Source organism: Dactylosporangium sp. NPDC049140 (genome assembly GCF_040648435.1).
This window is the reverse complement of the sequence record NZ_JBEZDS010000035.1, coordinates 33,522-48,769: the sequence shown is the minus strand read 5'-3', so window position 1 is coordinate 48,769 and position 15,248 is coordinate 33,522. Positions and strand designations below refer to the sequence as shown.

11 protein-coding genes are annotated in these 15,248 nt (G+C 71.5%); 5 read left to right on the top strand and 6 right to left on the bottom strand.

Going from position 1 to position 15,248, the window contains the following annotated elements; genetic code table 11:
* Positions 1-12: 12 nt before the first annotated feature.
* Both AB0B76_RS39700 and AB0B76_RS39695 read left to right on the top strand, forming a co-directional pair.
* Entirely contained in the window at positions 13-1,338 is a 1,326-nt protein-coding gene (locus tag AB0B76_RS39700; RefSeq protein ID WP_360385400.1) for a diacylglycerol kinase family protein, read from the top strand.
* Positions 1,335-2,141: a metallophosphoesterase gene (locus AB0B76_RS39695; RefSeq protein WP_360385398.1), complete on the top strand. Its 807-nt coding sequence runs from the start codon at positions 1,335-1,337 to the stop codon at positions 2,139-2,141. The genes AB0B76_RS39700 and AB0B76_RS39695 overlap by 4 nt, the downstream gene beginning before the upstream one ends.
* A gap of 81 nt (positions 2,142-2,222) precedes the next feature.
* Here the strand turns inward: AB0B76_RS39695 and AB0B76_RS39690 are convergent, their stop codons facing one another.
* From AB0B76_RS39690 to AB0B76_RS39680, 3 genes are all read right to left on the bottom strand, one after another.
* Positions 2,223-3,920 (bottom strand): alpha/beta-hydrolase family protein, encoded by a 1,698-nt coding sequence (locus AB0B76_RS39690; RefSeq protein WP_360385396.1) that lies wholly within the window; start codon positions 3,918-3,920, stop codon positions 2,223-2,225.
* Positions 3,921-3,937: 17 nt separating this feature from the next.
* On the bottom strand, positions 3,938-4,654 hold the full coding sequence (locus AB0B76_RS39685; RefSeq protein ID WP_360385394.1) for a CPBP family intramembrane glutamic endopeptidase: 717 nt from the start codon (positions 4,652-4,654) through the stop codon (positions 3,938-3,940).
* A 147-nt stretch (positions 4,655-4,801) separates the two neighbouring features.
* On the bottom strand, positions 4,802-5,719 hold the full coding sequence (locus AB0B76_RS39680) for a hypothetical protein (RefSeq protein ID WP_360385392.1): 918 nt from the start codon (positions 5,717-5,719) through the stop codon (positions 4,802-4,804).
* A gap of 225 nt (positions 5,720-5,944) precedes the next feature.
* On the opposite strand from AB0B76_RS39680, the gene AB0B76_RS39675 reads away from it, so the two are divergent.
* The 3 genes from AB0B76_RS39675 (at position 5,945) to AB0B76_RS39665 (ending at position 10,676) form a co-directional block, all read left to right on the top strand.
* Complete coding sequence (locus tag AB0B76_RS39675; RefSeq protein ID WP_360385390.1) at positions 5,945-6,268, top strand: hypothetical protein; 324 nt, start codon at positions 5,945-5,947, stop codon at positions 6,266-6,268.
* 238 nt (positions 6,269-6,506) lie between these two features.
* Complete coding sequence (locus tag AB0B76_RS39670) at positions 6,507-8,288, top strand: sigma-70 family RNA polymerase sigma factor (protein WP_360385388.1); 1,782 nt, start codon at positions 6,507-6,509, stop codon at positions 8,286-8,288.
* A gap of 81 nt (positions 8,289-8,369) precedes the next feature.
* Positions 8,370-10,676: an autotransporter-associated beta strand repeat-containing protein gene (locus tag AB0B76_RS39665; protein ID WP_360385386.1), complete on the top strand. Its 2,307-nt coding sequence runs from the start codon at positions 8,370-8,372 to the stop codon at positions 10,674-10,676.
* A gap of 84 nt (positions 10,677-10,760) precedes the next feature.
* On the opposite strand, the gene AB0B76_RS39660 is transcribed toward AB0B76_RS39665, so the two are convergent.
* The 3 genes from AB0B76_RS39660 to AB0B76_RS39650 all read right to left on the bottom strand — a co-directional run bounded on the left by AB0B76_RS39660 (position 10,761) and on the right by AB0B76_RS39650 (position 14,958).
* Positions 10,761-11,948 (bottom strand): RICIN domain-containing protein, encoded by a 1,188-nt coding sequence (locus tag AB0B76_RS39660; protein ID WP_360385384.1) that lies wholly within the window; start codon positions 11,946-11,948, stop codon positions 10,761-10,763.
* Positions 11,924-13,045 (bottom strand): alpha-L-fucosidase, encoded by a 1,122-nt coding sequence (locus AB0B76_RS39655; protein WP_360385382.1) that lies wholly within the window; start codon positions 13,043-13,045, stop codon positions 11,924-11,926. Before AB0B76_RS39655 ends, AB0B76_RS39660 begins: the two co-directional genes overlap by 25 nt.
* Positions 13,046-13,332: 287 nt before the next feature.
* A complete protein-coding gene (locus AB0B76_RS39650) occupies positions 13,333-14,958 on the bottom strand; it encodes an RICIN domain-containing protein (RefSeq protein WP_360385380.1) in 1,626 nt (541 codons plus the stop codon).
* Positions 14,959-15,248 lie beyond the last annotated feature (290 nt).

Below are 15,248 nucleotides of genomic sequence, written 5' to 3'. Positions count from 1 at the left end.
GGCGGTACGCGAATGGATCAGGGTCCTTCGGCGACCGGCGACCGTGCCGCGACGTGGCTGGCGCGAACGGCGTTCGTCGCGGCCGCGGCGGCCATCGGACTGCTCGTCGGCGTCGCGGGACTGCGAGGGATCGGACTGCTCGCGGTCGGAGCCGCCGGCGCGGCGGCCGGCGTCGCCGGTCTGTGGTGGTTCCTCGCCCGCCGCGGCCTGCGGCGCCTCGCCGCGGCCGCCGTCACGATCGCCGCGCCGGTGACGGTGGTGACGCTGTACGTGCGGGCCGAGCTGCTGTGGCTGGTACTGACCTGCGGTGCGCTGAGCCTCGCCGCAGCGGCGGCGGGCGTGGTCGCGCTGCGGCGGACCGGCCGGGCCGAGGACGCCCGTGGGTCCGAGGTCCCGCCACCGCTGCACCCGTACCTCATCATGAATCCCCGGTCGGGAGGCGGAAAGGTGCAGCGATGCGACCTGGCGCGGAAGGCCCGCGCGCTCGGCGCCGAGGTCGTGCTGCTGGACGAGGTGGGCACCGTCGACGTCGCCGCGCTCGCCCGCCGGGCCGTGCGAGCCGGCGCCGACCTGCTCGGTGTGGCCGCAGGCGACGGCACCCAGGCAGCGGTCGCCGCGGTCGCCGTGGACAACGACCTGCCGTTCCTGGTGATCCCCGCCGGCACGCGCAACCACTTCGCGATGGACCTCGGGCTGGACCGCGCCGACCCGGCGAGCGGCCTGGACGCGCTCACCAACGGCGTCGAGATCCGCACCGACGTCGGGCTCGTCGATGACCGGATGTTCGTCAACAACGCCTCGTTCGGCGTGTACGCTGCGCTCGTGCAGAGCCCGGCCTACCGCGACGACAAGGCGGGCACCGCGCTGGAGCTGCTGCCAGACCTGCTGACCGCCGGACACGACCCGAACCTGCGGCTGCGCGCCGGGCAGACGCTCGTGTCCGGGCCGCAGGCGATCCTGGTGAGCAACAACCCGTACGCGGTCAATGACGTCATCGGGACGGGCCGGCGCGAACGCCTCACCGACGGTGTGCTCGGCGTGCTCGCCGTCAGCGCGAACAGCGCCTCCGACGCGGTCCGGCTCATGCGCGGCGGCCGCTCGAAGGGGCTCGCCCGTTGCACGACCGACGAGGTCGTCGTCGACGCGGACACGCCGTGGATCCCGGCCGGTGTCGATGGTGAGCCGGTCCGGCTGTCCACGCCGGTCCGATGCCGCATCCGGCCCGGCGCGCTGCGGGTCCGGGTGCCCCGCAGCCGGCCGGACCGCCGGCCGCGGCCCCCGCTGGACTGGCGCCGGCTCGGCCGGCTCGCCTTCCCCGCCGGCCGGCGCCGGCCGTGAACGCCGGCCCGGTCCGGCCGCCGCTGGTCATCGCGCACGTGTCGGATCTGCACATCGGGGCACACCCGCCCCAAGTTGTGCAGACGCTGGTGGACGACGTCTCGGCCACTGCTCCCACGCTGCTGGTCGTCACCGGCGACTGCACGATGCGCGCGCGGACCAGCCAGTTCTCGCAAGCCCGCGCCGTCCTCGAGCGGCTTCCGGCGCCCCGCCTCGTGGTGGCGGGGAACCACGACATCCCGTTACTCGCGCTCGGCCGCCTCGTCGCACCGTATGCCCGCTACCGCACATGGATCGATGGAGAGCTCGACCCGCGACTCGACCTGCCCGGCGTGAGGGCGCTCGGGCTGCAGACGATGCCCCGCTGGCGCTGGAAGAGCGGGCGGGTGAGCGGAGAGCAGTCCGCACTGGTCGAGGATTTCCTCGGGTCGGCGCCGGCCGGCGCGCTTCGCCTGCTGGCGCTCCATCACCCGCCGTCGGCCGGCGGCCTGGCCCGGATGCTCGGCCGCGCGGCGCTGATGCGAGCGGCCGCCGCCGCGCGCGTCGACATCGTCCTGGCCGGGCACACGCACGTGCCGGCCATGCGCGCGATCGACCTGCCGTCCGGGCAACAGCTGGCCGAGGTGGTGGCCGGGACCGCGACGAGCACCCGGCTGCGGGGGGTGCCCCGCTCGTGGAACGTCATCCGCGTCGATGCCGCCCACATCCGCGTGGAGCAGCGGTACGAGATCGCGGGGGAGTGGCGGACCGGTCGCGTCGTCAGCATCGAGCGCGGCGCAGGACGGACTTGCGCGCCGCGGTGAGCACGATTGCGTCGAGGTCGAGGCTCACGGTGTGCAGCAGGCGCGCGAGGAGCGGCTCCGCGCCATGTCAAGCCACCACTTTCAATCACCACCACTGGCGATGATCGGGGTCAGCTCGGCGGTACGGTCCCGGGTCCATCCTTGAGGAGGAACGACGTCGGCCCATGCCGGCACGGCCGACGGCCCGTAGTTGTGCCCGTGCCCCGCGGGCACCCCGGTCGAGAATGCCATGTCGGCGGTCACCTGCCAGAACGTCACGAACGGGATCCAGCGGATATCCGGCGACACGTCTCGGCCCCGCGGTTCGGCCAGCCATTCCGGCCGGCTGACGATCAGACGCGGCGACCACCAGACGATCGGGTCGGACGCATGTTGCAGGTACACCATCCGCGGGTTGTTCCATACGGTCGCCGGGTGATCGAGGTCGGATGCCGGATCACCGGCGAAACGGACCGTCGCGCCCTGCTCGTAGATCGGCAGTATCTCGGGGCTCCCGGCGTCGCGCTCGTCGACGATCTGCTGCCACTGGGCGCTGCTGTTCGGCGGGCCGATGAGCAGCATGCCGTCGACCCGGTTGCGGATGTCGTCGACGCCGCTGAACGCCGACTCGGCACCGAACGCGCCCAGGCTCTCACCGAAGACGACGAGCTTCGGGCGGTGGCCCGACGGCAACCGTGACCATGCGCCGTACACCTGGTTGAACAGGTCCCGCCCGGCCTCGTGCGCGCGCTGCTTGTCGACGAGGAACGACAGCCAGCTCGGGAGATAGGAGTACTGCAGGCCGACCATCGCCGTGTCCCCGTTGTACATGTACTCCAACGGGGCGACCGACTTCTCGTCGACCCAGCCCGTGCCGGTCGTGGTGATGACGCAGAGCACCTTGCGGTCGAAGGCGCCGGTGCGTTCCAGCTCCCGGACCGCCAGGGCGGCACGCTCCCTGGACGTCGGCGCGGACGCCAGCCCGGCGTATACGCGTATCGGTCGCATCGCCGGCTGGTTGGCGAACTGCTGGAGCTGTTGCGCGCTCGGCCCGTCGGCGACGAACTGGCGGCCCTGGTTGCCCAGCGATGCCCAGGACACCAGCGAGCCGGGCCCGCCCGAGCGAAGGGCGTCGTCCGGGGGCTCGGTGCCCGGTTGTGTCTCGTTGTTGATCGAGCGGAACATGGTGTCGGTGACGGCGAAGAACCCGTTGATGACGACGCCGTTGAGGACACCCAGTGCGATGACCGCGACGAGCGCGCCGGCGATCACGCGGGCGGCCGACGGTCGGATCCACCGGCCGCCGAACGCGGCGATCCGTCCGGCCGCCGAGCTCAGCAGCCGGAAGAGGCCGACGATTCCGGCCGCGGTGAGTACGGCCACGAGCAGCACGGTCGGGAAGCCGTACCCCGCCGGTGGGTCGACGCCTGCCAGCCGATGGACCTCGGTCTGCCAGCCGGCCCCCAGGTACAGGAAGATCGCCACCGTCGTGGCCGCGATGCCCGCGAGCCACCGCCAGGCCACCGGACCCGGCCGGGGCAGCGGCCGGACGACCACGTTGCGCAGCAGCCAGACCGCAACAACGCCGATGCCGTACCCGATCGCCGCGGAGATCCCGGAAATCAGCCCCTGGAGCAGGTTGCCCCGCGGCAACAGCGACGGCGTGAGCGACAGGCAGAACAGGACCAACGCGCCAGTCACGCCGACGAAGCTGTAGTGCCAGCGATGCAGTGCTCGCCGCCAGAGTCGGCGGACCGTCCCGGTCATCGCGTCCTCCACCCCGCCGCGCGTACAACTCATGCGGCCACCGCCGGCCCTCAGCGCGCCGCGCCGGCCGCCGCCAGCACTCCGAACCCGTTCACCGCCCAGTGCAGCCCGATCGGCGCCAGCAGGCTGCCGCTGCGCCGACGCAGCTCGCACAGCACGAACCCGGCGAGGGCGGTGAAGGCAACCGCCCCGGCGACCGCCAGCACCTGTCCGGTCGGGCCGGGCCCGACCAGCCGTGCGACGGCCGGGTTGACACGATTGAGGCGCAGCGACGGCAGGATGTGCCAGAGCCCGAACAGCACCGACGAGACGATGGTGGCCCGCGCCGGGCCGCGACGAGAGCGCACCAGTCCCCACAGCACGCCGCGGAACGCGAATTCCTCGAACAGTACGGTGCCGAGCGGCACGACCACCAGCGCAGTGAGCACCGCCGTGCCCATGGCGGTCGTGTACCGCTCGTCGCGGAACGCCCAGCGCGTGATGGGCACCAGCGCGACCATGGTGTAGGCGACAGCCACCGCGGCAGCGCAGATGCCCGCGTAGGCCGCGCCGCTGCGCCACGACCGCCGGCTCAGACCGAGATCGTCGGCGTGCAGACCCGCGCGCCTGGCCACCTCCACCAGCAGCAGCGCACCGACCGGGCCGGCGATCAACATGGTGTGTGGCGGCCCGAGCCGCCCGGCCGCGGCGACCACGGCCATCAGTGCGGCCGTCAGCACCACCGCGCCGGCCGGCGCGGTGCGCTGACCGGACGAACTCGCGCCCACGGGCTGAGCATGGAACCTGCACGGCCGGGCTGCCTCACCCGCAGCGGGGTATAGGCCGGCGTCCGCAGGGATTGACGTGGTCACCGGTGGCGCGTTCAGTCCGGCTCCCGACGTGCCGCGGTAGGTTGGCCCACTGACCAGAACGGTTTACCAGAACACGCGCAGATGCAGCAATGTCGATGGGGTGGCCGGGTCGTCGGCGTCGACCACGCCGAGCAGCCGTGCACCGCTGCGTTCGACCGTGTGCAGGGCGAGTCCTTCGATTTTCTGGACCGCGTCGCCTCGATGGGGCAGTGGCGTCACGGCCTGGACGCGGTCGTCGTCGAGCAGGGCCAGCGCCGCGGCCACGACCGGTCCGTCGTCGACCGGGTTGGGGGTGTCCTCGGCCGCGGCGCTGACCAGGATGCGGCCATCCGGCAGGGCCGCGGCATCGGTCACTGCGAGCGGGATCCCGCGGACCGTGCCGAGCTGGTAGCGGCGGGTTCCGTCGACGGTGACCGCATCGGGCCGGATCCGGCCGGTTGCGGCCAGCAGCAGTTCGTGCACGTCCACCTCGACGCTGGCGGACGGAGTGGCGGTGTCAGCGCTGCCGCGCTGGAACCAGCGTAGCCGGTCGCCGTGCCGACAGGCGCCCTCCAGGTTGAGCTGCCCGGCCGGCATGTCGAGGGCGTCGGCGACTGCGTCGTAGAGCCCGGCCAGGTCCGCAACGACGAAGGTCGGACCCTGCGTGGCCAGAGTCACGAACGACGACCGCATCCGCGCCCGGGTCGAGCCCGAGCCCAGCAACAGGACACCGACGAGGTCGTCCACCTGGATCTGGCACGCCGCCTCGAAGTCCGGCTTGAGGTGTTTGGTTCCGGCCGAGGAGCTGAATACCTCGTGGCCGTCCACGGCTGGCAGGACGCGGACCGGTGTCGTGCCACCCGGCCGGTCCCACGCGGCATGGGTGGCGTCGTCCTGTGCGACGAGCCAGCCGTCGCCGAGTGGGGCGATCGCCGATGCCGCTCGCACCGGCGACCCGGTCCCGAACCGCAACAGGGCCTCGTGCTCGACCTCGATCCGCACGTCTTCTCCTCGATAGCCGCCCTCACCCGACGTCCGGGTGCCGTCGTCGTCGCGGGTGCAGTACTGCGGCACCGGCGCGCCGTCGTCCCCGGTGTCGCGGGTCTCGCCGTACCGCGTGATGCAGCAGACCCCTCGAGGATCACGGAGTCGCCGCGGTACATCATCACGTAGCGGCCGGCGATCCACCCGGGGTGCGGACCGTCCTGGTAATGGCCGCCGACGGCGGTGACGAGGCTGCCCTCCGGGCGTTTGGGCAGCGGCCGGGGCGGCTGGTTCTTCGGTGGCGCCGCGTCGGCCGTGTCCACCACGCTGCCGTACCGCGGCGGCATCTTCGACGGGCTCTTCGACGGGCTCTTCGTCGGCTTCGTCGAGGCCGAGGGCGATACCGACGGCGAGGACGTCGGGCTCGACTGCGGCGACGGTACACCGGCCGGGTCGGCCACCGCCGCGACGTCCAGTCCCGCCGACGGGGCGCCGGAGCGCGCGCCGAAGGCGTGGATCCCGTACGCCACGCTCGCGCTCGCCACAAGCAGCACCAGGATCGCGTAAAGGCGCGCGCGGCGCCGCCTGCGCGGCCGCTCGTCCGCGTGAAAACCCTGCTCGTACCCAACGTCCATGTGGATTCCCATCCCAGCCAAGCTTCGTCGTCGGGCCAGCCCTGGCACTGGCTACGACCAGGAGACCGGATGGCGTTGAGCCGGATAACAAGAGACAACTGGCGAGGCTCCGGGGCCGGCACTGCGATGCAACTCTGGAGCGCGGGCCTTGTGAGCGCTAACATGGCGCGATGCTCATCCGGGACGGGATGGACACGGAGTCCGTGGTGGTTGCCGCGCAGGGCGGTGACCGGCGTGCCCTCGACGAGCTGATCGCCGCGTACCTGCCGCTGCTCTACAACGTGGTCGGGCGGGCGCTGGCCGGCCACGCCGACGTCGACGACGTCGTGCAGGACACCATGGTCCGGATGATCCGCAGCCTGCCGGGCCTGCGTGAGCCGGCGAAGTTCCGCTCGTGGCTCGTCACGATCGCGATACGCCAGGTCCGCAACCGGCTCGCCGAGCGGCAGGCCGCGACCGAACGCGGCGCCGCCGCCGACTTCGACACCGTGGCCGACCCGGGGGCGGACTTCGCCGACCTGACGATCCTGCGCCTTGGCCTGTCCGGACAGCGCCGGCAGATCGTCGAGGCCGCCCGCTGGCTGGACGGTGACGACCGGCAGCTGCTGTCGCTGTGGTGGCTGGAGGCCGCCGGCGAGATCGACCGCGGCGAGCTCGTCGAGGCGCTCGACCTGCCCGCCGCGCACGTCGCGGTCCGGGTCCAGCGCATGCGCGCCCAGCTGGACGCCGCGCGCTCGGTGGTCGGCGCATTGCGGACCCGGCCGGGCTGCCCCGACCTCATGGTGCTCACGATGGGCTGGGACGGGCGGCCCAGCCCGTTGTGGCGCAAGCGCATCGCCCGGCACACCCGTGACTGCGCGGCCTGTCACCCGGCGCGGGCCGGGCTGATCCCGCCCGAGCGGCTGCTGGCGAACCTCGCGCTGGTGCCCGTGCCGGTCGCGCTGCCCGCCGCCGTGGCCGCCGACACGCTGCTGAGCGGCGCCGGCGCCACCGCGCTCACGGCCACCACCGCCGCCACGGCCACCACCGCCGCCACGGCCACCACCGCCGGCGGCGCCACGCAGGGCGTCGCCTGGCTCGGCCAGTCCGCGCTGGCCAAGGCCGTCGTCGCGGTGGTGGCCGGCGCAATAGTGGCGGCCGGCGGCGTCGGCATCGGCTACCTCGACCGTCGGGAACCGGCCGCGCCGACCGCCGCCGCCTCGCGGCCGGCCGCGGCCCCGCCGCCGGCGAGTGCGGCGCCGAGCCCGGCGGCTTCCGGGAGCCCGGCATCCTCCCGTACCTCGGCCGCCGCCGCATATGGGAGCACGGTCGACGCCGTCGAACCGGCGCCGCCCAAGACCCAGCCGCCGGCGCCGTTGCCGAAGCGGCCGGAGGGCACCCTGGCCGTGGTGGCCAGCCAGGACCCGTCCAAGACCGGCGGCAACGACCATCCGATGGTGCACCGCGGCGACTTCGTGACGCTGCGCGGGCGTGGCTACTTCACGGTGACGTACCAGATGGTCTTCGCCGAACGCGCCGGCGGCCTGGTCATGCCGTCCTGGACGGGCCTGGCCGGCCGGCTGTTCCACGTCGCTTCGGGCGGTGGCCGCCGGATGGACGACGTGCAGCCCGGCCAGCCCGCCGATCACACGTTCATGGGCAACCCTGAACAGGGCGTGATCGTGTTGCCCGCCGGCGCCCAACAGATGTGGGTGGAGGAGCACTTTTACCTGGACGGCGAGGTCACGCTCCGGCAGAACGAGCGCGGCGCCGACTACAACCTGTTCCCGACCGTGTCGACCTGGCAGCGGATCACCGACGACATAACGACCCCGCCCAGCAAAGGCCCCATCCGGTACGGGTTCACGCGGGACACCGGCACCGACGGCGCCTCGGTCCCGCAGTACCTGACGCGGGGGACACCCGCCGACCCGGCGACGGTCCCGCAGGCCAGCGACGTCCGCCAGCGTTGAGACTCCGGCGCACTTTTGCGTTATCCGGGCCGGCGGCCGACGGTCAGCCAGTCGGGGGACCGGACGCATCGGGAGTCGGGAGTGTCGGAAGTGGTTGTACGCACGGGAAGACGGAACAACCGCAGGCGGCGCCTGTTCGCGGCGGCGGCCGCGGCCGTGCTGGTCGCGCTGCCGGCCACGCCGGTCCACGCGGCCGGGGTCGACGTGAGCGCCGACATCCGCGCCAACCGCGACGTGGTCCTCGCCGGTGACGCCACCGTCCGGCTGGACGGCGGCGTCACCACCTACACGGGGACCATCTCCGGCGAGGGCACGTTCACCGTCGCCGGCAGCGGCACCCTGGTGCTGACCCGGGACAGCGACTTCACGCTGCCGAAGGACCGCCAGCGCCAGAAGGTCGTCACGGTCGGCGGCAACCACCCGGTCAGCACGATCGAGAATCCCGACCCGCCGGCGGTCGTCGTGCAGCGGGGCGCCACGCTGCAGTACGGGTCGGGGACCGGGCCGGACGGCGCGATCGGGCACTACGTCCAGGCGCCGGGCGTCGCCCTGAACACGTTGAACCACCAGGTCGACGGCACGCTGGACGTGGCGGTCCACCGGTGGGTACAGCTGGGCATCATCAGCGGCACCGGCGTGGTCAAGCAGCGCCGGTCCACCTGGCCCGGCATCGGCCTGGCCGGCAGCCACCCGTTCTCCGGGACGCTCTATGTCGGCACCGGCGCCGACTTCGGCACCAACCAGTACGTCACCGCGTTCCCGAACGCGAAGACCATCATGAACTACGGCTCGCTGATCCACGGGGCACCGGACAACACCACGGTGACCGACCGCGCCGACGTCTATTCGCGCGTGTACGGCAACGACATCAACTTCCACACCTGGGGCAGCGGCGTCGTGCGGATGACCGGCGTCTACAGCTGGTCGGACAACGGCTCGGACACCGACCCGAGGCTCAGCTCGCCGTCGTTGAACTTCGCCGGCGTCGCGCACCGGGACAACAAGCGGGGCATCAACATCGAGGGCGCCACCGTCGAGTGGGGCGACGGCACGAACAACCGCTTCTTCCTGCCCGGCAACGAGAACACCGTCTACGTCAACATGCACTTCGACGGCCGCGACCGCAGCCGGCTGACGCTCAACTACGACGGCCCGGTGACGCTCGACGCGCCCATCTCCGGCGGCAGGTACCACGACACGCTGGCGGAGCCCGGCCGCGGCGACGTGGTCATCGCCGCCACGCCCGGCAACGCCGTCACGTTCAGCGCGCCGCAGAACTACGACGGCAGCACCACGATCGGCAGGGGCGCCTCCCTGCGTCTCGGTGACGGCACCCCGGCCGGGGACAGCGGGCTGCTGCTGACCGAGCTGTCCCAGATCCTCGACGAGGGCACCCTCATCCTGCAGAACACGAAGCAGGGCCTCACCCTGTCGAAGATCAGCGGCGCCGGCTCCGTCCGGCAGGCCGGCGCTGCCACGACCACGCTGACCGGCCAGACGACGTACCGTGGCAGCACCACGATCGCCGCCGGTACCGTCGCGCTGACCGGCGGCAGCATCGCCACCAGCAGCGGCGTCGACCTGAGCGGCCCTGGCGCCCGCCTGGACCTCGCCCGCGCCGGAGACCAAAAGATCAATAATCTCGCTGGTACGGCCGGCAGCACGGTCGCGATCGCCGGCACCCTGACGGTGAGCGCCTCCGCGGCGACCACCTTCGCCGGCGCCATCACCGGCACCGGCGGAGCCGGCGTGGCGAAGACCGGCCCGGACACGCTCACGCTGACCGGCGCGAGCAGCACGCCCGGCGGGGCGTGGACCGTGCGCGAAGGCACGCTGCGCCTCGGCGCCGCGACCGCGTCGATCGGCGCGTCAGGTGTCACCGTCGAGGCGGGCGCGACCCTCGACGCGACCGGCACCGTCGAGGCGCCACTGACCAACGGGGGCGCCGTCCGCGCCGACCGGCTCACCATCCACAGTGGATACACCCAGCGGCCGGGCGCGACCCTGTCGGCCAACCGGCTCACGGTGGCCGGCGACGTCACGCTCGCCGGCGCGCTGCGGATCGCCCCAGACCAGGTGGAGACGGTCATCGACAACACCGGCACCGCCCCGGTGCGCGGGACCTTCGACGGCCTGCCCGAAGGCGCCTCGATCGGCGGCTACACGATCAGCTACGTCGGCGGCGACGGCAACGACGTCGTGCTGCACGGCGCCCCGACCACCGCCGGCGGCGGGCGCGGCGGCCGCGAGGCCGGCGGCGGTCCGATGCCGGCCGCGGCGATGCGGGAGTCCGCGCTCGGCTGGGGCCTTGCCGCCGCCGGCCTCGCCGTGCTCGGGGCGCTCGCCGTCGCAGTGTGGCGCCGCCGCCGGAGCCGGGCCGCCTCCTGAGCCGTCACCGCCTGGTCCTCAGCATCAATTCGCCGGCTTTCTGCGATGTTGCCCCCTCGGATGCCTTGATCCTGTTGCGGTGGTTCACAGGCCGACGAGCTGCCAATCCTGGTTGGCGCCGCCGTTGCCGACCCATTGGATGACTTTCGCGCCGTCGGCGGTCGAGCCGCCTTCGACGTCGACGTACCATCCGGTGCGAACGTTGACGATCTGGTAGTAGCCGGTGGTCGAGGAGGGGATCAGCTTCCACCCCTGGTTGTCGCCGTTGTTGTCCGTCCACTGGTCGAGCTGGGCGCCCTGGGCCGAGTTGCCCGGGCTCTCCAGCACCTTGCCGCTCTTGTCGTTGACCAGCCGGTACGAGCCGTCGGTGGTGGTGGCGAGCTTGAACCGTTGGTTGGCGCCGCCGTTGTCGGTCCACTGGATGGCGACACCGCCGTCGGCGGTGGAGCCACCGTTGATGTCCAGTACCTTGCCGCTCTTGCGGTTGACCAGCTTGAAGGGGCCGGCCTCCGCGGCGAAGGGACGGTCGTAGACCTCGAGGTTGCGGATGGACGCCCAGACCCCGGAGGGCAGTGCGGTGACCGTCACCCGCACGTACCGGGCCTGGGCGGTGAAGGCGGCGACCTGAACCTGGCTCGTGCCGGTGGTGGCGGTGCGATCAGCGAGGGTGCTCCAGGTGGCGTTGTCGGTGGAGCCCTCGATCCGGTAGCGGTAGTTGGCGGCGTCGAGCTCCCACGCGATCCGGACGCCGGTGACCGGCTTCGTGGACCCGAGGTCCACCTTGAGCCAGTGCCCGGTGTTGCCGTCGTTCGCGCACCAGCGGGTGGCGGTGGAAGAGTCGACGGCCTTGGCCGCCGTGTTGCCCTGGGCGGTCTCCTCGCTGCTGGCCGTGGCGGTCTTGCCCGCGGCGATGTCGGCGGGCGCTACGGACCGGTCGAGCGTGACCCCGACGACGCTGTCCTCGGGGGCCCTGGTGCGGTTGATGCCGGTGATGGTCACCTGGCCGGTGGCGCTGACCGTGTACGACAGGTTGGCGCCCGAGGCGACGTCGAAGACCCGGGACACCTGCGCGTCGCCGATCGGCGGTGTCGTGAAGCTCGTGCCGCTATAGCCGGGCAGCAGGTGCGTGTAGAAGGTGCTGCCCTGGTAGGTGAAGCCGTACTGGCCGTCCACCGGGTTCCAGGGGCCCCCGCGGGTGCCGTACACCGCCGCACCGTACGTCGACATGAACGAGCCGATCCGCCGCATCAGGTCGGCCTGGGCCGTCGGCACCGTCCCGGTCCGACGTTGACCAGGCACGTCATGTCACGCACCCACGAGTTGACCAGGACGTTCATCGTGTCGCTGTAGCTCATCACGCCGGCGCCGGGGTTGTAGCCCCAGCTGCCCCCGACGGTGAAGCACTTCTCGGCGAGCTTGCCGGACCGGATGGCACCGGTCGGCACGGAACCGCCCTCTTCGCTGGTGTGGTCGCCGATCCAACCGGAGCGCGACGTGGTGAGGACGTTGGGCTGGTACTTGCGCACCAGGCCGGTCAGGCCCAGCGGCTTGCCGGTGGCCGGGTCGGTCTCGCTGTAGGCGGCGTCGACCGGCCACTGGTTGGCGGTGTCGCGGAACTGGCCGGGCTCCCAGAAGAAGGCCCCGTCCGCGTCGGAACCCCGCTCGGCGACCCAGCCGCCGTCCCACCAGAAGTCGTCGATCACGCCGTACTTGGTGACCAGTTCCCGGACGGCCTGGTACACCTCGTTCTTCATGATCCGCGCGTTCTCCTTGTGCGCGGGATCGGTGGTGTAACCCCACGGGTTGGTCGCGCAGTTGGTCCCGTACACGTCGTAGTACCCGGGGTATCGCCAGTTGATCGGCGAGTAGTAGACACCGACCCGCAGCCCGGCGGCCCGGACGGCCGCCACGTAGTCCTTGACGAAGTCCCGGTTCAGCGGAGCCTGCCCGGACGTCCACGCGTTGGGGTGCGTACTCGGCCACAGCGCGAACCCGTCGTGGTGGCGGGCCGTCAACACCGTGTACCTCGCGCCCATGTCCTTCGCCAACTGCGCCCAGTTGCCCGGGTTGTAGGCACTGGCGGTGAACTGCTCACCCGTGGCATCGGTGACATACCTGCGGTAATTCGCCGGCGTGACGGCCGCGTTGTGCATGTACCACTCACCTTTGGCCGGGCCAGCATAGACGCCCCAGCGGATGAACATGCCGAGCTTCGCGTCGTGCAGCCACTGGACCTTGTCGTCCGGCTGCTGCTCCACACCCAGGTCGGTCTTGGGAATGCGCAGCGGCGGGAGCGGCAGCGGACCAGCGCCGGTGGCGGCGTACGCCGGCGCCGGTACGACCTGATCCAAGGCAACGGCGGCGCTCATCGCGCCCATGCCTACGAGCACACTCCTGCGACTGACACCTCTGGGCATCATGTCTCCTCCGCGACGAGTTTTCGTCGGTGTCGTTGATGAAAAAGGGCTCCGGGCTGGCGGTGCTTGCATCGACGGGCCCAATCCGACGCGGGCGATCGATGCAGCCGCTCTGGTCGCCTGGGTGGCGGCCAGGTCCGACCGGGGTGGGGCGAACGCCGACTCCCGCCTGGGGTCCCTCCAGGAGACATGGGCGTGAGGTGCGTCCGGGGCGGGCGTTGTGTTTGGGTGTCCGCGGTTCACACGGCGACGAGCTGCCACTCCTGGTTGGCTCCGCTGTTGACGGACCACTGGATGACGCTCGCGCCGTCCGCGGTGGAGCCGCCGGACACGTCGGCGCACCATCCGTTGCGGACATTGACGAGCCGGTAGTACCCGCTCGTGGTCGCGGGGACGAGCTTCCACCACTGGTTATCGCTGTTGTTGTCGGTCCACTGGTCAAGGGCGGCGCCTTGGCTGGACCCACCCGGGCTGTCCAGCACCTTGTCGCTCTTGACGCTGCGGAGCCGGTAGGAGCCGTCGGAGTTGGGCAGCAGTGTCCACTGCTGGTTGGCGCCGCCGGTCCACGGCCACTGGATGGCCTTCGCACCGTCGGCGGTGGATGCGCCGGAGACGTCCAGAACCTTGCCGCTGTTGCGGTTGACCAGTTTGTAGACCCCGGTGAGGCCGATGGTGATTTGGATGGTGGCGTTCGCGGGGAGTGAGACGACGCGCGCGTGGTTGCCGAGCGGGGACGCGGCGACGGTGGCGGTGGTGCTGATGGAGGTTATGCCACGGCGGCAGATCAGGGTGATGTTCTGCGCGATGGCCGAGGTCAGGGTGACCGTGGCCGTGCGGGCGGCGGTGTCCCAGCTGAGGCTCTGGACCAGGATGCGGTTGCGGCCGCGGACCCCCTTGATGGTGCCCCGGGAAAGCTGGTCGGGCAGGGCGGGCAGCAGTTCCAGGACGCCTGGCCGGGAGTACACGAGAGCCTCGGCGAGCACCGCGGGGATGGTGTTGGCGGCGTCGCAGTTGTAGATGCTCAGGTTCGGGTTGTGCGAGGTCATCAGGGACCGCCACACCATGTTCCGGCCGAAGATCTTCAACAGGTTGCCGTGCACGCCGGGGCCGTCCTTGAGCCGGGCCCGGGCCAGGGCGCGGTGCAGGCTGCCGTGGGCCGAATAGTTCTCGTCGCCGCGCAGGTCCAGTGCCCGGCGGGCGTACCCCACGAGGTCGGGCCGGTCCTCGGGGTTGACCTCGTGTAGCGGCCAGGCCCCGTACATGTGCTGCACGTGCCGGTGGTTGTAGTTGTCGGTCAGGCCGGGCCAGGACCATTCGGCGAGCGCGCCGTCGCCGTTGACCGTGTAGTTCGGAAGCTTGGCCAGCAGCGCGGTCCAGCGCTGCACGCCCTGCCCGCTGCCCTGCTCGACGCCGAGGGTGTTGGCGGCGTCGATGGCGGCCTGAAGGGCGTGCTTGCCGGCCATGATGTCGCCGGTCGCGTTGATGGCGAAATGCTGGCCGGTGCTGGCTGGGGTGTTCTCCACGGAGAAGGAGGGCACGAAGATGACCTTGCCGCCCGTGTCGGTACGGGTGAGGAAGTCCTCGTAGAACAGGCCGAGCTCCATCAGGGCCGGGCCGAGCTTGGTGCTCAGGAAGGTCGCGTCGCCGGTGGTCTCGTAGTACTCCAAAAGCGGGTACAGCAGCCAGTCGGCGCCTCCCGTCCAGCACTGCCCGGGGAAGCCTCCGCTGTCGAAATGCAGCATGTGCCCGTATTCGCCGTCGGTACGGGTCGGGGCCAGGAAGCCGCGCGCGCCGTAGAGCCTGGTGGCGTTGTACCGCCAGTGCGCGAGCTGACCGAGAATGAGGTTGAAATAGACGTGGGTCAAGACATCAGATGTCTCAGCCCTGCGAGGGTCTCGTGAAGTCGGCGGAGAGGCCACACGCAGGTCTGCGTGCTGGCATATTCACATACGTCTGTCGAGTTAAGCAAGATTTTGATGAATTTTGTCGCCCGCCAACCGCGCCAGTGATCTGATGTCTGTAGCGTGCAGCTCACCCGGGCGAGCGCTCGTGGCTCTTGCTCATCAAGCACGGCGACAAGCCACGGACGGTCCCGACGCGTTGGACTCGTGGCCACCCGCGTTTCGATCGGCGGCCGACCGGACGGTTGAAATAT

Excerpts from the sequence above, each read along its gene's own strand:
- AB0B76_RS39700 (WP_360385400.1), top strand. The coding sequence starts at position 13 with ATGGATCAGGGTCCTTCGGCGACCGGCGACCGTGCCGCGACGTGGCTG.
- AB0B76_RS39690 (WP_360385396.1), bottom strand. The coding sequence starts at position 3,920 with ATGAGTTGTACGCGCGGCGGGGTGGAGGACGCGATGACCGGGACGGTC.
- AB0B76_RS39670 (WP_360385388.1), top strand. The coding sequence starts at position 6,507 with ATGCTCATCCGGGACGGGATGGACACGGAGTCCGTGGTGGTTGCCGCG.
- AB0B76_RS39655 (WP_360385382.1), bottom strand. The coding sequence starts at position 13,045 with ATGAGCGCCGCCGTTGCCTTGGATCAGGTCGTACCGGCGCCGGCGTAC.